General features: G+C 63.2%; 17 protein-coding genes and 1 pseudogene. 11 read left to right on the top strand and 7 right to left on the bottom strand.

Annotated elements, in window-relative coordinates; genetic code table 11:
• Positions 1–132 precede the first annotated feature (132 nt).
• Positions 133–1,041, top strand: coding sequence for a non-homologous end joining protein Ku (ku, locus tag ACX9MN_RS18535; RefSeq protein WP_091980592.1), 909 nt, complete (start codon positions 133–135; stop codon positions 1,039–1,041).
• A 74-nt stretch (positions 1,042–1,115) separates the two neighbouring features.
• Positions 1,116–1,319, top strand: coding sequence for a hypothetical protein (locus ACX9MN_RS18530; protein WP_091980590.1), 204 nt, complete (start codon positions 1,116–1,118; stop codon positions 1,317–1,319).
• An 86-nt stretch (positions 1,320–1,405) separates the two neighbouring features.
• Here the strand turns inward: ACX9MN_RS18530 and ACX9MN_RS18525 are convergent, their stop codons facing one another.
• Together ACX9MN_RS18525 and ACX9MN_RS18520 are read right to left on the bottom strand one after the other, a co-directional pair.
• Positions 1,406–2,527 carry a tetratricopeptide repeat protein gene (locus ACX9MN_RS18525; protein ID WP_489725031.1) on the bottom strand — a complete coding sequence of 374 codons (1,122 nt, stop codon included), beginning with the start codon at positions 2,525–2,527 and terminating at the stop codon, positions 1,406–1,408.
• A 422-nt stretch (positions 2,528–2,949) separates the two neighbouring features.
• Positions 2,950–3,681 (bottom strand): SDR family NAD(P)-dependent oxidoreductase, encoded by a 732-nt coding sequence (locus ACX9MN_RS18520; RefSeq protein ID WP_020096270.1) that lies wholly within the window; start codon positions 3,679–3,681, stop codon positions 2,950–2,952.
• Between the two features lie 82 nt (positions 3,682–3,763).
• Between ACX9MN_RS18520 and ACX9MN_RS18515 the strand changes: the two genes are divergently transcribed.
• Positions 3,764–4,156 (top strand): winged helix-turn-helix transcriptional regulator, encoded by a 393-nt coding sequence (locus tag ACX9MN_RS18515; protein ID WP_020096271.1) that lies wholly within the window; start codon positions 3,764–3,766, stop codon positions 4,154–4,156.
• A gap of 348 nt (positions 4,157–4,504) precedes the next feature.
• Here ACX9MN_RS18515 and ACX9MN_RS18510 read toward each other — a convergent pair whose 3' ends face one another.
• On the bottom strand, positions 4,505–5,557 hold the full coding sequence (locus ACX9MN_RS18510; protein ID WP_489725030.1) for an FkbM family methyltransferase: 1,053 nt from the start codon (positions 5,555–5,557) through the stop codon (positions 4,505–4,507).
• 743 nt (positions 5,558–6,300) lie between these two features.
• Between ACX9MN_RS18510 and ACX9MN_RS18505 the strand changes: the two genes are divergently transcribed.
• From ACX9MN_RS18505 to ACX9MN_RS18495, 3 genes are all read left to right on the top strand, one after another.
• Complete coding sequence (locus ACX9MN_RS18505) at positions 6,301–6,624, top strand: hypothetical protein (protein ID WP_139237873.1); 324 nt, start codon at positions 6,301–6,303, stop codon at positions 6,622–6,624.
• Positions 6,625–7,124: 500 nt separating this feature from the next.
• A complete protein-coding gene (locus ACX9MN_RS18500) occupies positions 7,125–7,523 on the top strand; it encodes a hypothetical protein (RefSeq protein WP_489725029.1) in 399 nt (132 codons plus the stop codon).
• A 332-nt stretch (positions 7,524–7,855) separates the two neighbouring features.
• Positions 7,856–9,052 (top strand): hypothetical protein, encoded by a 1,197-nt coding sequence (locus tag ACX9MN_RS18495; protein WP_354456020.1) that lies wholly within the window; start codon positions 7,856–7,858, stop codon positions 9,050–9,052.
• Between the two features lie 279 nt (positions 9,053–9,331).
• Here the strand turns inward: ACX9MN_RS18495 and ACX9MN_RS18490 are convergent, their stop codons facing one another.
• The gene (locus ACX9MN_RS18490) at positions 9,332–12,559 is read right to left on the bottom strand and encodes an autotransporter domain-containing protein (RefSeq protein WP_489725028.1); all 3,228 of its coding nucleotides are present in this window, start codon (positions 12,557–12,559) and stop codon (positions 9,332–9,334) included.
• Positions 12,560–14,006: 1,447 nt separating this feature from the next.
• The gene (locus tag ACX9MN_RS18485) at positions 14,007–14,441 is read right to left on the bottom strand and encodes a Ros/MucR family transcriptional regulator (protein WP_091977376.1); all 435 of its coding nucleotides are present in this window, start codon (positions 14,439–14,441) and stop codon (positions 14,007–14,009) included.
• Positions 14,442–14,787: 346 nt separating this feature from the next.
• On the opposite strand from ACX9MN_RS18485, the gene ACX9MN_RS18480 reads away from it, so the two are divergent.
• The 5 genes from ACX9MN_RS18480 to ACX9MN_RS18460 all read left to right on the top strand — a co-directional run bounded on the left by ACX9MN_RS18480 (position 14,788) and on the right by ACX9MN_RS18460 (position 18,190).
• Entirely contained in the window at positions 14,788–14,940 is a 153-nt protein-coding gene (locus ACX9MN_RS18480; RefSeq protein ID WP_170868044.1) for a hypothetical protein, read from the top strand.
• A 249-nt stretch (positions 14,941–15,189) separates the two neighbouring features.
• Positions 15,190–15,456 (top strand): hypothetical protein, encoded by a 267-nt coding sequence (locus tag ACX9MN_RS18475; RefSeq protein ID WP_354456018.1) that lies wholly within the window; start codon positions 15,190–15,192, stop codon positions 15,454–15,456.
• Between the two features lie 258 nt (positions 15,457–15,714).
• A protein-coding gene (locus tag ACX9MN_RS18470; RefSeq protein ID WP_489725237.1) for an IS3 family transposase occupies positions 15,715–16,973 on the top strand; the annotation gives its coding sequence in 2 pieces (ribosomal slippage) (positions 15,715–16,059 and positions 16,062–16,973; 1,257 coding nt in all).
• Positions 16,974–17,052: 79 nt separating this feature from the next.
• Positions 17,053–17,511, top strand: coding sequence for a lysozyme inhibitor LprI family protein (locus tag ACX9MN_RS18465; RefSeq protein ID WP_489725236.1), 459 nt, complete (start codon positions 17,053–17,055; stop codon positions 17,509–17,511).
• Between the two features lie 148 nt (positions 17,512–17,659).
• Positions 17,660–18,190: a lysozyme inhibitor LprI family protein gene (locus tag ACX9MN_RS18460; RefSeq protein WP_489725027.1), complete on the top strand. Its 531-nt coding sequence runs from the start codon at positions 17,660–17,662 to the stop codon at positions 18,188–18,190.
• A gap of 249 nt (positions 18,191–18,439) precedes the next feature.
• Here ACX9MN_RS18460 and ACX9MN_RS18455 read toward each other — a convergent pair.
• Together ACX9MN_RS18455 and ACX9MN_RS18450 are read right to left on the bottom strand one after the other, a co-directional pair.
• A pseudogene (locus tag ACX9MN_RS18455) lies at positions 18,440–18,829 on the bottom strand (integrase core domain-containing protein); the annotation flags it as partial.
• Between the two features lie 43 nt (positions 18,830–18,872).
• Positions 18,873–20,093 carry an IS256 family transposase gene (locus ACX9MN_RS18450; protein ID WP_489725026.1) on the bottom strand — a complete coding sequence of 407 codons (1,221 nt, stop codon included), beginning with the start codon at positions 20,091–20,093 and terminating at the stop codon, positions 18,873–18,875.
• Positions 20,094–20,194: the final 101 nt, after the last annotated feature.

Genomic DNA, 20,194 nt, shown 5'->3' with positions numbered 1-20,194 from the left:
TCGCAAGTTATCCACAGGACGAACTGTGCAGGAACGAGTCGAGAGCGACTCTCGTTGAGTCGCCGAATTCGTGGTCGGCATCGCATCGACTCATCGCCGGCGACGAATACTTGTGCGAATTTGGAGGCTGCGGTGGCATCGCGCGCCAATTGGAAGGGGCACCTGCGACTTTCACTCGTCTCCTGCTCCGTCGGACTATATCCGGCGATCAGCTCGTCGCGGGACCTGAAGTGCCACACGATCAACCGTGAGACCGGCAACCGCGTGAAGCAGCTGCTGGTCGACTCCGTGACCGGCGAGACCGTCGATCGCGACGATCAGGTGAAGGGCTGCGAGGTCGCCAAGGACGACCTCGTCCCCGTCGAGGACGAGGAGCTCAGCGAGATCGCGCTGGAAAGCACGCATACGATCAACATCGAGGCGTTCTGCAGGCGCGAGGAGGTCGACGAGCGCTACCTCGACAAGCCCTACTACCTCGCGGCCGAGGACAAGGTGTCGCGCGAGGCGTTCGCCGTCATCCGGGATGCGATGAGGAAGAAGGGGATGGCGGGCCTAGGCCGGATCGTCATCTACAAGCGGGAGCGCATCGTCCTGATCGAGCCCTACGGCAAAGGCCTGCTGGCGACCCTGCTGCGGTACCAGGACGAGATCCGGTCGCCCACCGCCTACTTCGAGGACATGCCGGACGGCAATCCGACCGACGAGATGCGGTCCCTGGCCGAGGAGCTGATCGCCCGGTCGACGAGGAAGTTCGATCCGTCGAAGTTCGAGGACCGCTACGAGGAGGCGCTGATCGCGCTGGTCAAGGGCAAGGCGAAGAAGCCCGAGAAGGGCAAGGGTCGATCGAAGGCGGCGGCACCGAGCTCCGGCAACGTCGTGAACCTGATGGAGGCCCTCAGGCGCAGCATCGACTCCGAGAAGGGTGGATCCTCCGCTCAGCCGGCCGCTGCCCGGAAGAAGGCGGGTTCGAAGCGGTCGCGGCTAAATTCGACCCGCGGCGCGGGCAAGGCGACGTCCTCGAAGCCGCGGAAGGCCGCGTGATGGCCGCTCGTCCGCTCCGGCCTCCGGCCCTGGTCCTCTCCCGTAGCGCCGCACGGCGGCGACGGGCGTGCCGAATGCTCGAGAGACTCGGCTACGACCCGCTCGGTTTCTCCTCCAACAAGGATGCGGAGGCGTGGCTGGAGGAGGACACGCCGGAAGCCGCGATCGTGGACGATCCCTGCGATCGCGAACTGGAAGGCCTGTTCGGCGTCCTCAAGGCGCGGAACGTCGATCTGATCGCCCTGGATGGCCCGCCGCCGCAGCCTTACAGGGCGTGAGGCTGGAATTCCGGTCACGACATGGCGACATGGCCGAGTCGGGTCTTGGCGAACTGAGGCTGACCGAAGCGGGCCTTCGGTATCAGTTAGTTGACGAGAGCGGCGCCGAGATCGCAAGGGACGAGTGCCTTGTGCTTCTCGAGTATGAATTCAGCATAGTTTGCGTTGCCGGACACGCCGCAGGCGAGGCAATATCGAACCACGGCCTCGGTCGAGCGTCCGTGAAGCGATAGATACGTGTCGATGTTCTTCACGAACACGGTATCCGCAAACACCGTCCGACCTCTGGCCATGTGCTCCCTGTGCCGGGTCGCGTACCGCCAATTCTCATTGGTCAGATGCAGCACCTCGAAATCCTGTCCGCGCATGTAGGCGACGGTCTCGTCGAAGTGCGGCTCCCCCTCGTAGGCCGGCATGAAACGGAGCTCGGCCTGTACGACGGCGGCCCCGGCGATGTGCTGCCGGGCGTCGCGCAGGACCAAGCCGTCTATGCCCTCCAGATCGCTCTTGAAATAGTCGAGACCTGAGACCCCGATTTCATCGAGGGCATCCGACATGCGCTTCGCTTTGACCTTGTGAACCGCTTTGACCCGTGCCAGATCCCGGAGGCCGAACGCCTCAAGGATCTCCTGCTTGTCCTCCAGCAGTGAGGACGCGTAGATGAAGTGCTTCTCGCGGAATTCATAGTCTCCCGCGGTAGGAGCGATGACGCAGTTGATAGGCGAGTACCGACCGAACTTCGATCTGTTGGAGCCTACAGACAGAGCGTCGAGCGATATGAAGTGGATCGCGCTAGCGATCTCGGATGGGACGCGCACGATCGCCTCGCCCGAGGATCCGAAATCCGCCATGTTGAGAAAACCGTCGAGGCACGCCGTTATTGTCCGCGCATCCTTCTTGGCGTCATCACTTATCGCTTCGACACGATCGGCGAATTCCTCGACGGAAAAGCTCCGCAGAAGGGCCGAGCACGTGCCGAGGAGGTCGCTGTCGAATGGATTCTCTAGGACTATTGCCGAGATGTAGTTGACCGCCTTCGGCAGGTCGCCTTGTTGGAAGCTGACGACCGAAATTCCGATCAAGGCTCGCGGGTTTCTGTCTTCTACCTTGAGTATCGCCTCCAGAAGATTTCTGGCTTCTTGGCGCCGTCCCGCTTGGATATCGGCGTTGGCTCGATCGAGAGCTTCATCGACGAACATCTCGGCCATTCTATTGCGTTCACGCCGGAGATTGCAGGTGGCTTATGCAAGCGCGCGAAGGGTCCTTGGCGCAGTCTGGCAAGACACCGCGACAGTGACCTGAGGTATGGTCCGCCACATCTGTCTTAAGGGTTAACGCTTGTTTATGCCGGTTGGCCGCTCGAGCCGCCGGGATGGAACCGGAGGCTCTCGGTCAAGGCCGGGACATCAGCTTATGAGTGACGCGTTTCGCTCCGTTCCTTTCCGATCCGGATCGATTGAAGGCCGTCCGCATCTCTGGTCGGCCTTTTCCGAAGCGATTGTTCCGCTTTCGGCCAGCATCTGCCACCACGACGCGCCCATCTGAACGTCCAAAATGGGTGGCTTCAAGATGGTCCGCTTCGGGGATGCAAACCGGCGGAAGCGGACACCCTGAAACTGCTATCGGGACGCTAGACCTGCTGCATCCCGCCGTCGACGCACAGTTCGGCCCCCGCGACGAAGCTCGCCTCGTCGCTCAGTAGGAACAGCGTGGCCGCTGCCACCTCCTCGGGACGCGCCATGCGGCCGAGCGGGATCGGCGCGATGAGTGCGGCCCGCCCGTCCTCAGATACGCTCGCCATCATGGCGGTATCGGTCGGACCGGGGGCCACCACGTTCACGCGGATGCCGTGTGGGGCCAGTTCCGCCGTCCATGTGCGCGCGTAGGAGCGCAGCGCTGCCTTCGTCGCGGCGTAGGTCCCGTAGGGCGTCACGCCCATGACGTCGGCAATCGACCCCATCAGCACGACGGCCCCACCCCGCCCCATTGCGCCCAGAGCCGCTTGCAACCCGAAGACAGCCCCACGGACGTTGACCGCAAAGTGCCGGTCGAAATGCTCGGGCGTCCCGTCGCGCAGGGTCGCGGGTTCCGAGATGCCCGCGTTGAGGACCAGCGCGTCGATCCGGCCATGCATCTCCCGCACCGTCGCCACGACGCGGTGCAGATCCTCTTGTTGGGCTGCGTCCGCGACGAGGCCCTGCGCACCGCGCCCGATCCTCGCAGCGGCTGCGTCGACCTCGTCGGCGCGCCGCCCGGTGAAGACGACCGACGCGCCTTCGACCGCCAGCCGCTCGGCGACCGCAAGGCCGATGCCTTTCGCCCCGCCGATCACCAGCGCAACCTTGTCTTGCATGCGAGCCATCGGGGCATCCCTTCATCTGCAATGGCGCAGCAGATACACAGCGTGTATCTGCTATCAAGAACGCACTTAAGGTAGACTAGATATGGCCGACGATACCGACTTCGATGCCGCGTCCGCTTGCGCGCTCGCCAACATGGCGCAGGTCCGCCCGGTGCTGGACAAGATCGCCGACAAGTGGACGATCCTGATCCTCACGGTGCTTTGCCCGCGGCCTTCACGGTTCAACGCGATCAAACGGCGGCTCGACGGCATCACGCACAAGGCGCTGGCGGACGCGCTGAAGCGGCTGGAGCGCAATGGTTTGGTGACCCGGACGGTGCTGCCGACCGCACCCATCGGCGTCGAGTATGCGATCACCCCGCTCGGCCATTCACTACGCGAGCCCTTTGAGGCGCTCTGCGCGTGGGCACTCAACAACGGTGCGGCGATTGATGCGGCCAACCGCGAACATGACAGCATCAAAATGAAGCCGTGAAAACGCGTCCGCTTTCGGATCGCCGGATGCCGGGACCGAACATCTAGAAGTCCAAATCTCACGCTTGGTACCCATACGCACATGTCGGCTCAGGGTGGTTTGCGGACGGTCTACTTACGATTTGGAAGGCGCTTTAGCGGACGTTGCTGCCCCTTCCGCTTGCGACCCTTTGCCGAGCCCCGGACTAAATAATCCGAATTCTTCGGAGTGTCAGAAGTCCGCGACCCATTGTCAGTATCTGAGAGAAGTGTGTAAATGGCCAACGTCTTTGCAGGCAACGCTGGCGCTCTTGGCTGAGCCTATCCAGGCGGTGCTGGTTCATACGAAAATGTGGGAGGCGGCAAAAACCTACCTGGTGCGATGCGCCTTCGCGAGTACATAATTATCGGGCTCTTTTTTATAGTCCTTGTATCGCTGAATAAAGCGATCGTGAAATTTACAGACCCGAGGGACCATTAATAGATCTGTATATCCCCATTTTCTTTGCAAAATATCCATCATAAATTGATCAATATCATCAATTTTATTTACCATTGTTGGGTTCGGCGCATAGAATAAGTCATAGATCGTATGCGTTCGGTTCATTAGCGCCAGAAAATTTCGTGGATCGATAATCTTATATTGCTCCTGTCGGGGATTGAACTCGATCACCAAAGTGCTTTCTTGCAGGATTGCAAGATTGTTTGCCACGATAAGTGCATCAATTCCTTCGACGTCGATCTTAATAATTTGATGTGAAGGACGCTTGTTTCTTTCCAAAATTTCTTTCAAAGTATAAGTATTTATAATATACGAATCTACATCACGGCCAAAACTGTCGACCATGGATAGTCCAGATGAGTCCGAGTGTCCGCGCACTTGATTAAACAGCAGTGGGCCGCCATCGAGGCTAATACCCGCGGGCACAAAATCCACAAGGTCCGCTACATTATTCAGGCGTGCGTTGAACGGTATCAATGACCCGGCAGTTGATGGGTCAAAGCATTGGGCGCGGAAATCGATTTTGGATGCTTTGGCGTAACGCGCCAGACGGATAGCGATGTCTCCAGCCCAAGCACCAATGTCGTATAGAATTATTGTCGAGTAATCGCTTGCCGCTATCTCTATATAATCTTGAAAAACTTTCGCGGGCGTATTGCTTGGATTGCCGAGCATCACCTCCGGCAAACCGCTGGCAAAAACGTCATATTTCTTGTTGCTGTCCGGTATAAAATTTGAATACAGATTGTCTGCTGTTGGAACATACGCAACAATACTATCTAGGATTACGAGATCGACTCCAGATCCATGCCTTACAGATCGGAGCATGCCAACTTCAGACCGAAGTTGTTGGATTTCTTCCTTCAAGGCATCGAATTTTTCGCTCAGTTCCTGAAGATGCACGCGCTCTTGCTCTGACATGCCCCAGTTTCCTCCAGCTCACATTTTAATCGGCGTGTGCTTTTCGTCGATCTATACCGTCGCTTGGGCAAATTTGGTTAACAGCCTACTATATGGTGGCTTTGGCGGATAGCGAGGAGGTCTGGTCCAGAACGGCGTTGGCGGGATCGCGGTGTCCGCACGGCCTATGTCGTCCGCAGTCGGATGTCTTCTTCCAGACAGCAGCCGCCATCTTGCTGACCATCAAGAGCCGAATTTGCCTGTCCGGCGGCGAACGACCGCTTCTGGGAAGCGCTCACTGCCGCCTGTACAGCTGAGTTGGGTCGGCAGCGGAAGGGCTGTTAGGAGTGGAATGCTGCCGGTCTGCTTCTGCGCCACGCGGGCACTCGAGCGGACATGTCCTCGACGATTCAGACGGTCAGAGGCCGGAAGTCAGTTTTGTAAGCCAATCGCGCGAGTCTTTGACTAGGACAGTCTCCATAGACCTGTAGAGAGGCAGAAGACCTCCGCCAAGTCCAACCAGACCGCATGCGCCGAGCCCAGCCGCACTCGTGACGCCGGCTCCCACTCGAAGCCTCTAAGCCAAATGATTATCAGTCCTGTGCCAATTTACGGCTTGCGCTGTGGATCGCGATCGAAAATCTTGCTTTGAATACGCGCCTACGGAGCTTTCGATGGGAGCCGCAAGTTGTTACATAGGAAAATATCTAGGTTCATTTTTGCTATATGCCGCCGGATCCAGCGTCGTTCTCGCGGATATGAGGGTGAATCGTTCCGTCGACGGCAAAATCGTCTCGATGTCTAACCTGTCGCCGGCGAAGGACTGTTCTCCGATGGTCTCGCGCGGCCGCATCAGCGATCTAACATTCGAGCAGGGAACGGTACGCGGATTCACACTTAGCCAAAAAGGCGGCGGGCAGTACATCAACGTACCCGCTTTGTACTATTTTCCCGATTCACACCAGAAAGCGATCGCCCGCGATGGATATTCCACATTGATCCGGGACGGCCGCATCGTGACGATCAAGGCTCTGTTCTGCGGCGCAGCGGGAAAAATCGTGAAAATGGACGCGATCTCAACAAAGTAGGGACCATATCATGTCAACCAGATCGGGTGCGGTTGCCCTCCTATTCATGCTGTATTGCGTCCAGGTTGCGAACTCGGGGTGGAAGCCGGCAAAAAGAACTCCGTATCCTGCGTTCACCTCCTGCGTCTCCTCCAATCTGTGCATATTCGTCTCGTGCCGGCGCGGTGGCGAAAGGTCCTTCGAGATCTACTCCGTCGAGAACGGTCTAAGCGCTGGAGATACGCTATCCCTCTCCGCTGCCGGACGCCAGATCAAGCTGACCGTACCGCCGAGGACCAATAACGAGCTCTACAGCTGGCCGTTGCGACCGGACATAGATGAATTACTGAGCTCGGGCAGTAAAGCGGCCATCGTCTTCGACGAACGCACCAAGTGGCCCGTAAGGACTGACGGCTATGCATCGGCGAAGTCAAGCTTGTCGCGTCAATGCAAAGGCTGACTCCGGGCTGTTTGGGACGAATATCGGGAGACGTACGATTTTTATGGGAAGACTGACTTTCGTGATCCTGATGGGATCGCTCTTTGCAGCGCCGGCTATGGCGGAATCAAGAGCGGCGGCCTACTTGGCAAAGCAGGAGATCAATGACGGGTGCGATGGTCGTCAAGGGCGCATCGATCCCGCCGGCCTGATCGAGCGGGATCTCGATGGCGACGGCATGCCCGACCTGATTATATCCCACGAGGCGATCCGATGTGCCGGTAAAATGTCACGGAGCAGTCATTGCGGCATGCAGGTTTGCTCCGTACTGTTCTATCTGCGTCGCGGATCATTGCTTCAGAAGGACCACGATATGCTGGGTGCCAACGTCAAGGTAGGCCGCGAGCGCATCCCGAAAGGTTCATATGGATGCCCATGGCGGAGGTGGAGGCTACATTCGTTGGAATGGGAAGTTCTTTGATTGAGAACTAATGTCTCGCGACGACGTCCAACATTCATAGATAGCCGCGGTCGGAGCCATCACAAATCATGATATCTCCAGCATTCGGCCGATGCGGTTACAGCCGGTCGATCGGCGAGATGCGCCTGGAGGCGGCGTTCGATCGGATCGCTTCCCGGCCGAGGTTCTCCGCACCGACAGCCAGGATCCGGGACGATCCGACGACCGACGTCGGTCGCCGATCAAGCTATCCCCCAAGCTGTCCCGACATGCGTGGCCCGCGATCTGGTGGCCGTGCACCGCAACGTCGGGCATGATGCCCTGCACATGATCGGCGGACCTGGGGAGGTCACATGCGGTTCCTGGTGGCGACGATTGTTCTGATCGGACTGTGCGGTCAGGCGAATGCCCAGGGCAAATCGAAGAAGCCGCAGCCTCAGCAGCCGTCGACCCGCTACCTCAGCTTTTCGGAAGGGTCCCTGGACGGTTCGGCGACGTATCTGATCGACGGCGTCCTGAAGTTGACCTTGCAGGGCAGCCAGATCACCGACGCGAGCATCGACGTCTGCTACCCGACAAGCACGCTGTCGCGGCGCGTCGACCGTCTGGTGATCCCGCTGAAGGCCGACGGCGCGAAGTTCTCCGGAGCCGGAGCAAGCTCGGCGGGGGATCGGGTCGCCGTGTCGATCAAGCGGAGCGGCTCGAAGGACGACCAGCAGCTGAACGGCTCTCTGAAGCTTCCGGACCATAGCGTCGCCATCGCAGCCACCGGCCTGACGTTCTCGGAGGAGGATCCGACCGCGCTGCCCTCCGGTTCGACGGCAGAGGACGAGCCTGAAGACGTGAGCGACAAGCCCGTACCCGATCCCGGGACCCTCTCGGTGACGACCAAGCTTCCGAACGTCGTCGATCTGGTGAAGCTAGTCCGCACTGAAGGTGCCCGGATGGATCCCGCCGGTCTGGTCCCGAATTGCGCCGACCTGAGAGGCGGCACCTCGTCGATCTCGATCGACGTCGATCCGGAGAGAGCTCCCGCGCTCCTCGAGAAGGTGAAGAAGCTCCCGGGCGTTGAGACTGCGGAATACGGGCAGGTCGCTGACAAGTCCCAGCTCGTCAAGCTCAAGGTGAAGCCGGGCGACACCGATCTGATCGCCGCCCTCGGTCGCGCATTGCCGAAGGCCATCCCCGATGCGACGATCGTCTCGTCGGGCAAGGACGCCGGGCGAGGCGAGATCCAGATGGCCCTCACCCGCAAGGTGTCCTACCTGGACCCGATGGGAGCTCAGGAAGCGATCTCGCTCCGGGCTACCGCGTGGCAGGATCCTCAGGACAAGTCCGTCTCTTACCTCCAGCTCCGGGGTGTCGATGCGAGACTTGTCGATACCGGCAAGGAGAAGGTCTTCTCGGTAGGGCCCGCCGAGTCCGAGGGGGAGGACGCCGTCGTCGCCTCCGATCTCGACACGGCGGCAGCACAGCAGGCGATAGCTGCGGCATTGGCTTCTGATCTGCACGGGCAGATCTGGGTCGAAGATGCGTGGGTGTCGAAATAGCAGGTCGCCCGCACGCCTGGATGCCGACGACGGGCGAGTGCTGGAGGCGGCCGCACACTCGAAACGCCGCCCGCACCGTGGAGCGCGATCGGTACCTGCCGAACGGGAGTCCCGGCCGCATGGTCGACGAGGAGGCCGACTTGGAGAGTAACACGATCGGATGATGCGTCGGAGGCTATGCCGGCCGAATGCGAGGGGCAACGTAAACGATCGGCGGGCGACGACATGCATCCGCCGATCGTAAGGCTAGCTAGGAACGCTCGAAGGTCCGTCGATGCTCTACCACGCGGCCTGAAGGCCTACGGTGAACACCTGGGCGGTGGCGCCCGGGCGGACGTCGCCGGTGTAGCCCACCGACAGCCGCACGCCCTCGGCGACCCCCCCCGTCAGGCTCACCCCCAGAACCGCGCCGTCCCGGCCCAGCGCGCTCGTCCGGCCCGCGAACCCCGCCCCGAACAGGCTCGAGCGGATCAAAGCCGCCGTGTCGGCCAGCTCGTGCGCCCAGTACGCCCGGCCCTCCAGGCGCAGCTCCGGAATGCCCGCCACCGCCCAACTCGTCACCCGCCCGCCGACCAGGCTGCGCGCCGCGTCGAGGTCGGCCACCGCGAAGCCCTGCCCGCCGAAGCCCTGCCCGACCAGACCGCCCCGCTCGGACACACGGCCCCGCGTCAGCCGGTCGTAGCTGAAGCCCACCTCCGGCACGACCTCGACCGGCAGGCCGGTCGCCAGCGCGTAGCCGGCAAAGCCCGACACCCCGCCGTTCCAGCCCGACGACACCCCGGAGGCCTGCGACACCGCCGCGCCCAGCGCCACCGTCCGGTCCACCCGACCGTCCGCGTACGACACCCCCGCCATGCCGCGCAGCACCACGGCGCCGAGCCGCGTGCTCGCGTAGAGCGTGCCGCCGTAGCTGTCGGTGGTGAACCGCCCCAGCCCCGCGCCCCGCGACGTGCCGCCCTCACGCAGGTAGCTGAACGCCGCGCCCACCTGCGTGTCCGCCCCGACCTGACGGTCGACGCCCATCAGCAGCCCGCCCGCGTCGAACCCGGCGCCCGCCGCCGCCCGGTCGCCGGCCCGCGTACCGAACCCGTACAGCGCGTCGGCCCAGACCCGGCCCTCGCCCACCGCAAGCGGCCGCTCCGCTGCCCCGGCGCCGCCGCGCACCTGCAGCGCCGTGCGGTTCGGGCCCGGGCCCGGATCGCCCGCGCTGAACGCGCCCGCGCCCCCGCCCAGCCCGCGCTGGTGCCGGTCGATCGTGTCGGAGAGCAGACGGCGCGCGGCGAGGTCGGTCATCACCGCGTCGCCGTAGCTCTGGCCCGACAGGCTCGCCAGCCCGCCCGGCAGCGTCGCCGGGTTGGCCGCGTAGAGCGGGTCGAACACCCGCGCCCGCGCCGCGTCCGGCCGCGTGCCGGCGGCCGGGCGGGCGAGGTCGAGGGCCGCGCCCACGGCCCGGGCGTTGCCGGTCTGGGCGAGGCCGAGGCCGGCGAGGCTGCCGTAGGCGGCCGGCGTGACCACGAGGTCGAGGCCGGTGGCGGCGTAGAGCGCGTCGAGGCGCGTGCCCGCCGGCAGGCCCGCCGCCGGCTGGGCGAGCCCGCTGAACGAGCCCGACAGTCCGGCCTGCGCGGTCAGCACGCCGAAGCGCTGGCCGAGCGCGGGGGTGAAGCTGTTTGTGGCGTTGCCGGTGATGCCGCGCAGTTCCGGCACCAGGGTGCCGCTGGCCGAGACCGTACCGGTCGGGCCGAGCGCCAGGAGGCGGGCGTAGCTGCCCGCGCCGGTGCCGGTGCCCGGTCCGTCGATGTCGAGGCCGAGGCTGCTGCCGGGGGCGAACGCCACCGGGCCGAGCACGGTGAGCGTGCCGGGGGAGTTGCCCGGCCGCAGGGCGCCCGCGACCGTGACCGGGGCCGCGACGGTGCCGATGCCGCGCAGGGTGCCGGTGGCCGCGACCGTGACCGGCGAGGTCCAGAGGCCGTTGAGGGAGAGCGTGCCGGCCTGGATTGTGGTCGGGCCGGAGAAGAGGCCGGGGCCGGTGAGCAGGAGCGTGCCGGGGCCGGCCTTGGTCAGGCTGGTCGGGCTCGCGGTCTCCAGGATGGCGCCGGCATAGGTGGAGGCGGCCGCACTGGCGACCGTGAGGGCGCCGTTGCCCAGGACGGCGGAGGCCGGGCCGGCGAGGTCGGTGAGCGTGAGGGCGGTGCCGCCGAGGTCGAGAGCGCCGGTGTTGGTCAGGCCGGTGAGCCCGGCGAGCGGGCCGGTGATCTGCACGAGGCCGGTGTTGGTGAGCGTGCCGTTGAACTGGCCGGACAGGCGGGCGACGCCAGTGTTGGTCAGGTCGGCGGTGAGGGTGCCGTCGCTGGCGACGAGGCCGGCGTTGCTGAGGCCGCCGGAGGCGGTGAGGCTGGCGCTCTGGGCGACGGCGACGAGGCCGGCATTGGCGAGGGGGCCGGCGAGGCTGTAGCTGCCGCCCGTGGTGACGGCGAGCGTCGCGCCGGCGGCGTTGGCGAAGGGGCCGGTGCCGGCCACGGATCCGGAGACGGCGAGCAGGCCGGCATTGTTGGCGATGGGCCCGTCGATGCGGCCAGCGCTGGCGAGCACGGTGCCGGCATTGGTCAGGCCGCCGCTGATCATGCCGCTGGTGGACAGCGTGCCGGTGTTCGCGACGCCGCCGCCGATGGCGCCGGCGTTGCTCAGGACGCCGCTGTTGGTCGCGCCGCCGGCGATGGTGCCGGTGTTGAGGGCGGTGCCGGTGTTGCTCAGTCCGCCCGCGAGAGTGCCGGCGTTGACCAGGCTGCCGGTGTTGGCCGCGCCGCCGGTGATGGAGCCACTGTTGAGCGTGGTTCCTGCGTTGTTCAGCCCACCCGCGAGAGTGCCGACGTTAACTAGGCTGCCGGTGTTGGTCGCGCCGCCGCCGATGATGCCGGTGTTCAGGGCCAGACCGGCATTGGCGAGGCCGCCCGCGACGGTGCCGCTGTTGGCCAGGACGCCGAGATTGGCGACGCTGCCGGAGACGAGCCCGGCATTGAGGAAGCTCGCCGCCGAGCCGACGAGGACCGGCGCGGTGAGGCTGCCGGTGGCGGTCAGAGCCAGGGTACCGGCGCTGATGACGGTGCCGGCCGTGAATGTGTTGGAAGCCGATAGGATTGCGGTGCCAAGTCCAGTCTTGACGAGGGTGCCCGACTGACTACCGTCGGCAATCGAGCCCGCGAAGGTGGCGTTGCCGAGGTCGATCTGCAGGGCACCGAGGCCGGTGAGTGTGAGCGGGCGTGCGGTGGTAAAGCCATCGGTGAGGACCTCAAGGGTGCCGCCGCCGAGGATCAGACCGGTGCCGGCGGCGCCGAGGTTGGCGTCGCGGGAGACCGCGAGGGTACCGCCATAGACCGCGGTACCGCCTGCATAGGTGTTGGTCCCAGCGAGTTCGAGGGTGCCTAGGCCAGCCTTGATCAGACCGCCGGGCCCAAAAATGTCGCCGCCGAGGCTCGCGACATCGAACGGGTTCAGCGCCGTAGTACTCATTAGGAACACGGGAAGCCCGGTTCTGAACTGCGATGCCAAGCTTAGGCTGCCCTGCAGCGCGATCATCGGCTTCGCAAGGAGGTCAGCGCTCTCAGGCAAGATGCGCTGATAGCCTGCGAAGCCGCTGTCAGCGTCATAGATGAGATTAAAACCCCGTAGGATCGTGATCGTTGTATTAATATACGTTGCGCCCGTGTCGTTTGTCGATCTGCCCTCGGCATAAACGGGGCCAACCGGGGCGAGCGGATTGTCCGTGTCGCCGACCCTAAAGCTGTACAATGCCACCGGTGGGCTCGAGTGGCCCGGTATGTAAACGGTTACGAGAGTTCCATTCGGCATATTCTCGCCGCGCTTGATGCTACTGCCTTCTGGGATCTTAACGTAGGCGGTGTAAACGCCGGTGTCGGGCAAGATTGTCCCAGAGCCGATGGCGCCTCCCGCTCGTAGGTCGCCCGGCGTCATCTGCCACTCGATTGCGTTCCCTGACTGCGGTCCGGCCGCCAATCTCACAAATGTAGTTCCCTGCGTGTTAGCAGCGGTTAGGCCTAGCTCAATGCCATTCTGCGTAACAACATAACCACGTACGAGCTTAGATGCGTCACCGTTAGCGATCCAGTCAATATTGAGTAAGGGGTTGGCGTCGGGCGTTCCGTTTGGAAAGCCGGCTGCCTCACGCCCAAAGCCAACACCAAACATCTGAGTGGTGATCCGACCGGTCACCGGGGCGCCTTTATGAATTTCAGATGTTACTCTAAGGATCGGAACAATCGCTGACGCAAGTTTATTATTTTTGTCGTAGAAATTGACGGTCATCTCGTAAAGATCACCGTATAAATATCGGTCGCTGCTGCTATAGTTGATCATGCCTGGGCCAATCGACTTTTGACCAGGAGCAGGTTGCCAAACTGTCGAGTCCTTGCCGATAGCGATTCCGGTTGATCCTGTATCGAGCTGAAAAGGACTGGTTGTTGTGCTAGATCCAAAGCTGAGACTTATGGTGGCGCCCTGACCGTTGTCTGCAAAGACAATGGGGGAAGCAAATGGGATCGAGATGCTGGTTGATTTGTCTGAATAGAGACTCCAGGCTGCACCCTCGGCGCGAGCGGTCGCAGCCGGCGTCGAAAATGCGATCCCGGCAAGCAGCGCCGCGCGACAACGGTCAGGTACAGTAATAATCATCAATCAAGTCTTTTTAATCCGAATTCTGACTTCGCAGAAAAAAATTCAGAAACGTTAATAATCCGTAAACGTGCTCGTTTTGCTGTATCAACGGCATGCATTTTGATAGAGGTTCATATGGTCTTTGGCATCGACGGGCTGATACATGGTATAGCCATAGTGGCTGCGTCAGGTGGCCGTCAGCCTGCATTATTTTTGGCTTTTCGAGGCGATTTCCTTTTGGAGTCCTCATTGCCCCGGGGCTTGCGGTCATACCTCTCCATTTCGATCACTCTTTTGTCTGGCGCCCCATCTGCGCGCCGGGCACGCCCAGCCTAATTGCCTTCGCGAGCGCCGAGCGCTTTGCGGCGTAGCCGGCGGCGACCATGGGATAGTCGTCAGGCAGGCCCAAGCGCGTGCGGTAGTCCTTCGGGGTCAGACCGTGAGACGTCAGATGCCGCTTCAGCGTCTTGTACGGCTTGCCGTCGATGAAGCTGATCAGCGCGTCGGGCTTCATCGACTTGCGGATCTCGGTGGCCGTCAGGCGAAAGCCCTCGGGGTTGGCCGCCGCCGCGGCCGGCGCCAGGTCCTGGAGCGCGACGAGGCCGTCGCGGACTGTGCGCATCAGCCCGGGCAGCGCATCTGCGGTCACGGCCTGCCGGCTGACGTAGGCCGCCACGATGCCAGCGGTGAGGCTGAGGAGGTCGTCGGGGGAATCGGACATGGGGCGCTCCTGATCAGAGGGTCGATTGCGCGGACCGAGCGGATGAGGAGCGGCCACGATCAGGCCGCGGAGGTTGCCGTGAGCGGCAGCGGGCTCCCGAAGCGCCAGCCGTCCTGGCCGCCCATGTGGATGGGGGTCATCATCGGTCCGCCGAGGCGCCGGTAGTGTACGGCCCACGCTTCCCGTCCGGGCGAGTCGTCGCGGACGAAGACGCGGCTGTGCGGCGCCCCGGGCTGGGCAGCGGGGCGAAGTCGGTCTGGCGCAACCACGTCTGCGACGCGAAGGCGTAGCCCAGCTTGCGCTGAGCGTGTGCCGCGTAGGCCCGTGCCGCGGCGATCGCCGCGAGTTGCTCGGATTCGGACAGCGCCTCGAAGAGGGCACGGGCATCCCGGGCCCGGGTCCCGACGAGGCCATCCGGCCAGACCGCGACGAGATGCTCGAATCGTACGGCGACCGGATCGAGCTGGCCGCCGGCGGCTGGTCTTCCGCCGGTCCGTGACACTGCAACTCCGAAGCTACCGCTGTCGCTGTCAAGTATTTTGAATACGGGCTCCTTGCCGCTGCTGTGAGAGAGATGCTCTTCAGCGCGGAGACCGAATGAGGCGCCGCAGCTGACGTGCTCTGAAGCACCTAAGCTTTCTGAGGTCGGAGATATGTACTCCCGGAGCGAACCGGCGAAATCAACCGGATCGCCCCAGATCAAATTAGATCTGTTCAATGCGCCATCTGTTAACGAAAGCAGCAAGCCATGAAGTCCATTGTTGTTGCCGCAGCCCTTTCGATCGCCTCGATCGGCGCAGCAAATGCGGGACCTATTATCGCCCTGGATAAGGAACTCACAACCTCCGATCAGCCCCTCGTGTCCAACGTCGCTTGGCTCAGCCGCTACGGCAAACTCTGCTATCACGGCACGAGGTGGATCCCCGCTTGCCATGCTACCAATCGGCCGGTTGGCTACATGAGAGGTCACTGGAACGCGACCCGTACTCGCTTCATTCCGGGGCGTTACTATTGAGGCTCCGGAAACCAAGTGATCCAACCTGCGCCTCATGTGAGGCGCGGTCCGGCCATGTGGCAATTGCAGCAATCGCAGCTCGTGCTTCGAGATCGCAAATTCTGCACGATCAACACACCTCAACATTACGGCCCGAAATCTGTGGTTTTTTGCAGTATTACAGTCAGATCAGGTAGCAGTATGAGCAAGGTGAAGTAGCCCCCTAAATGACCGGACAGGGGCTCACGCTTATGGAAGTGTGTGCCTATGACCGACCGTATGGTGAGTTCCAACGACCCGCCCCGCGCCGAGCGCGTCGAGGTGATCACCTCGGTCCAGCGCCGGCGGCACTGGACCACGCAGGAGAAGGTGCGCCTCGTCGAGGAGACCTATCTGCCTGGCCAGTCCGTCTCGCTCGTCGCCCGCCGCCACGGGCTGAACGCCAACCAGCTGTTCACGTGGCGTCGGCTGATGGAGCGCGGCGCGTTCACGGCCGCCGGTGCCGGTGAAGAGGTGGTGCCAGCCTCCGAGCTTCGTGTTGCCCAGCAGCAGATCCGTGAGCTGCAGCGGCTCCTGGGCAAGAAGACGCTCGAGACCGAGATCCTGCGCGAGGCGATGGAGCGGGTTGCCGCCCCCAAAAAGTTGCCCTCGCGCGTGACCTCGTGGCCGGGGGACGGCCGGTGAGCGCTGTGGCCGCAGCTTTGAGCGTGTCGCGCCCGCACCTCGCCTCGTCCAGGCAGGCCTCCCCCGCCTGGAAGCCCAGGGGCCGACGCGGCCGTCCGCCTGCACCCGACGCCGCGTTGCTCGGCGCGATCCAGGCGCTTATCGCCGATCTGCCAACCTACGGCTATCGGCGAGTCCATGCCCTTCTGCGCCGGCAGGCCGAGCGGGATGGGCGGCCTGCGCCGAACGCCAAGCGGGTTTACCGGGTCATGAAGGTGCACGGCCTCCTGCTCCAGCGACATGCGGGCGGAGCCGAGACGCGCCGTCACGAGGGCAAGGTGGCGGTGGCCGTGCGCAACACGCGTTGGTGCTCGGACGGGCTGGAGATCGCGGCAGAGAACGGTGAGCGTGTGCGGGTCGCCTTCGCGCTCGATTGCTGCGATCGGGAAGCGATGAGCTACGTGGCGACCACGGCGGGCATCACGGGCGAGGACGTCCGAGACCTGATGGTGGCGGCCGTCGAGCATCGCTTCGGGGCGGTCAACCAGCTACCGAGCCTGATCGAGTGGCTGACTGACAACGGCAGTTGCTACGTCGCCCGCGACACGCGCCGCTTCGCCCGCGAACTCGGCTTGATACCGAAGACGACGCCGCTGGAGAGCCCGCAGAGCAACGGCATGGCCGAAGCGTTCGTGCGAACCTTGAAACGCGACTACGTGCGTGTCTCGGTGCTACCGGATGCCGAGAGCGTGCTGCGCCAGCTCCCCGTTTGGTTGGCGCACTACAACGATCTTCATCCTCATCGCGCGCTCGGCTACCGCTCGCCGCGCGAGTTCATCACCCGATCAACCCAGGAGACCCTGTCCGGTCTTTAGGGGGCAACAACACAAGGCCGCTCTTCGCACCCTTGCCGGTGCATTTGCTGGCGCAGTGGCCAGCGTGACTTTCGTGCCCATGGCCCTTGCAGCGCCAAGTGCGCCCGCCGCTGAGACATGTGACTCGGACGACCCAACCTCATGCCTGAGCCGCCATGGCGAAGCGGCTGGGAATATGTTGTCTAAGGCTTACGCCGACGCATCCAAAAAGGTCGCTCCGATGTGCTTAGAGGTGATCGGCCCGGCTATCGGCGATTGCTTGGAGCGTACTCGACGAGTCGCGGACAAGGAGCTCAATGAGACCTACGCCCGTGCGATGAAGTCGATAGGCAGCGACGATGACGCGGCCCGCAAATGGCGCGAAAGACTCAAGCTCGCACAACAGGCTTGGCTTCGATTTCGGGATGCCGACTGCGGCGATGTCATATCATTCGAGTGGATGGACGGTACAGGCGCCGGTCCAGCGGGATCAGCCTGTCTGGTCGCGCATACCATAGAGCGAGCAGCAGAACTTAAGCGGCGCTACGACCGCGAATAGATTTGTGACGCGGACTTTGGGCCCCTCCTGGCCTTAAGGTCCCCGTTTCTCGCCCTCGATGAATTTAGTTTGAGATTGATATACACCCGCGCCGGATGAATTGGCGAATACGCTAAGGCAGCACCCGCAGAATATAAAGGCGTCGACGATGAAGGCTCTCGCTCTCTCTATTGTTTTATCTGCCGGATTTCTTAGCGCGGCATACGCTGCGCCGAATGATACGGCGCCATCAGCCTCGAAAGAACCGCCGCCCTTGGCCTGCATGGATGACAATACAATAGACGCCTGTCTGAACCGTCATGGTGAGGATGCAGCGAAGGCGCTGTCGAAGGCCTACGTAGATGTTGCGGGCAAACTCGATGCTGCCTGTTCTGAGGTAATCAGCCCAGGGATGACCGCCTGCCTGGGTCGAGCCCAGGAAATCGCAGATAAGAAATTGAACGCGACTTACGCACGCGCCATGAAGGCGATCAGCAGCGAGGATAACGGTAAGAAGTGGCAGGAGGAGCTCAGACTTGCTCAACAGACTTGGATGCGCTTCCGCGATGCCGACTGCGGCGATCTCATCACCGATGAGTGGCATGGCGGTACAGGGACTTATCCAGCTATCGCCACCTGCTTACTCGGGCATACGGAAGCGCGAACCGCGGAGCTTAAGCGGCGCTATGACCGCTGGTAAACGCTAGCGTTCTTCTCCCGGTGATAGCTCTAGTGGTTTGAGTTAAAAGAGGTTTGACAGTTTAGTCGGGTGGGCGGATCGTTAGGTGCTTCCTGATGGAGGTGCGCCATGTTGCGTGGCTCAAAGGCCGTCTCTCTCGATCTCAGCGAGCAGGAGCAAGGTGAGATCCAGCGCCTGCTGCGGCGACACGAGACCGGGCAGGCGCTGGTTTCGCGCCTGCGTATCATCCTGGCCTGTTGTTGTTGCCCCCTAAAGACCGGACAGGGTCTCCTTGGTTGATCGGGTGATGAACTCGCGCGGCGAGCGGTAGCCCAGCGCGCGATGAGGATGAAGGTCGTTATAGTGCGCCAGCCAGACAGGAAGCTGGCGCAGCACGCTCTCGGCGTCCGGTAGTACCGAGACACGCACGTAGTCGCGTTTCAAGGTTCGCACGAACGCCTCGGCCATGCCGTTGCTCTGCGGGCTCTCCAGCGGCGTCGTTTTTGGCACCAAACCAAGGTCGCGGGCGAAGCGGCGCGTGTCGCGGGCTACGTAGCAACTGCCGTTGTCAGTCAGCCACTCGATCAGGCTCGGCAATTGGTTGACCGGCCCGAAGCGGTGTTCGACGGCGGCCACCATCAGGTCGCGGACGTCCTCGCCCGGGGACTGTCAGGAATTCCGTGTGCGGGCGGCGGGTTGAACATCAGGCCGCCATGGCCCGGGTGAAGCGCTCGCCGAAGATGACGGCGAACTGCGCCTTGGCCATGACCCACTCACGCGGGCCCATCTTCCACGCCTTCTCGGAGCGGTTCAAGACCAGGTAGAGCAGCTTCAGCGCGGCCTCGTCGGTCGGGAAGTGCCCGCGGGCGCGCACGGCCCGGCGCAGCGTGGCGTTCAGGGCCTCGATGGCGTTCGTCGTGTACAGGATCCGGCGAACCTCGCCGGGGAAGGCATAAAACGGGATCACCTCGCCCCAGGCCCGTCGCCAGCTCTGGGCGATGGCCGGATAGCGCCGACCCCATTCGCTCGTCTCGAAGGCCGCCAAGGCCGCCTCGCCAGCCGCGGCATCGAGCGCGCGGTAGATGTCCTTCAGCGCCCCCGCCACGAGCTTGCGGTCCTTGTAGGACACGAAGTCGAGGCTGTGGCGTAGCAGGTGGACGATGCAGGTCTGGACCAGCGCCTCGGGGAACACCGCCCGGATCGCGTCGGGGAAGCCCTTCAGGCCATCGACCACGGCCAGCAGCACGTCCTCGACGCCGCGGTTCCTGAGCTCGTTCATGACCCGCAGCCAGAACTTGGCGCCCTCGTTCTGCTCCAGCCAGAGGCCGAGGATCTCCTTGGCGCCGTCGGCACGCACGCCCAGCGCGATGTGGACGGCCTTGTTGCGGACCACGCCCTCGTCACGCACCTTGATCCGCAGGGCGTCGAAGAACACGATCGGGTAGACCGGCTCGAGCGGCCGGGCTTGCCAGGCGGCGACCTCCTCCAGGACCGCGTCGGTCACCGCGCTGATCAGGTCGGGTGAGACCTCGATGCCGTAGAGCTCGCGCAGGTGCGCGACGATCTCCCGGGTGCTCATACCACGCGCGTACATCGACACGATCTTGTCGTCGAAGCCGGGAAAGCGGCGCTGATAGCGGGCGATCAGCTGCGGATCGAACGTCGCCTGCCAGTCGCGCGGGATCGAAAGCTCGATCCGGCCGGTCTCGGTGGTGACCGTCTTGCGGCCATAGCCGTTGCGCGTGTTGCCGGCGTCCTCGCCCGCCAGATGGTGGTCCATCTCGGCGTTGAGCGCCCGCTCGGCCAGGGCCTTCTTCAACTCGTCCAGCAGGCCATCGGCCTCGAAGGCCGTCTTCGGATCGGCCCCGGCCAGGAGCTGGTCCAGAATTGCGTCAGGGATACGGGGTGCTTTGCGTCGTGCCATCGGGAACCTCCTTCGGATCCACTATGGCCGCCCCCACACGAAATTCCTGACAGTCCCCCTCGCCCGTGATGCCCGCCGTGGTCGCCACGTAGCTCATTGCC

This window comes from Methylobacterium sp. 1A, assembly GCF_058072805.1.
The sequence above is the reverse complement of the archived record's forward strand: the minus strand, read 5'-3'. Positions and strand labels throughout refer to the sequence as shown.

Excerpts from the sequence above, each read along its gene's own strand:
- ACX9MN_RS18485 (WP_091977376.1), bottom strand. The coding sequence starts at position 14,441 with ATGTCCGATTCCCCCGACGACCTCCTCAGCCTCACCGCTGGCATCGTG.
- ACX9MN_RS18530 (WP_091980590.1), top strand. The coding sequence starts at position 1,116 with ATGCTCGAGAGACTCGGCTACGACCCGCTCGGTTTCTCCTCCAACAAG.
- ACX9MN_RS18475 (WP_354456018.1), top strand. The coding sequence starts at position 15,190 with ATGAAGTCCATTGTTGTTGCCGCAGCCCTTTCGATCGCCTCGATCGGC.
- ACX9MN_RS18510 (WP_489725030.1), bottom strand. The coding sequence starts at position 5,557 with ATGTCAGAGCAAGAGCGCGTGCATCTTCAGGAACTGAGCGAAAAATTC.
- ACX9MN_RS18515 (WP_020096271.1), top strand. The coding sequence starts at position 3,764 with ATGGCCGACGATACCGACTTCGATGCCGCGTCCGCTTGCGCGCTCGCC.
- ACX9MN_RS18495 (WP_354456020.1), top strand. The coding sequence starts at position 7,856 with ATGCGGTTCCTGGTGGCGACGATTGTTCTGATCGGACTGTGCGGTCAG.
- ACX9MN_RS18450 (WP_489725026.1), bottom strand. The coding sequence starts at position 20,093 with ATGGCACGACGCAAAGCACCCCGTATCCCTGACGCAATTCTGGACCAG.
- ACX9MN_RS18525 (WP_489725031.1), bottom strand. The coding sequence starts at position 2,527 with ATGGCCGAGATGTTCGTCGATGAAGCTCTCGATCGAGCCAACGCCGAT.
- ACX9MN_RS18465 (WP_489725236.1), top strand. The coding sequence starts at position 17,053 with ATGGCCCTTGCAGCGCCAAGTGCGCCCGCCGCTGAGACATGTGACTCG.
- ACX9MN_RS18460 (WP_489725027.1), top strand. The coding sequence starts at position 17,660 with ATGAAGGCTCTCGCTCTCTCTATTGTTTTATCTGCCGGATTTCTTAGC.
- ACX9MN_RS18490 (WP_489725028.1), bottom strand. The coding sequence starts at position 12,559 with ATGAGTACTACGGCGCTGAACCCGTTCGATGTCGCGAGCCTCGGCGGC.
- ACX9MN_RS18520 (WP_020096270.1), bottom strand. The coding sequence starts at position 3,681 with ATGGCTCGCATGCAAGACAAGGTTGCGCTGGTGATCGGCGGGGCGAAA.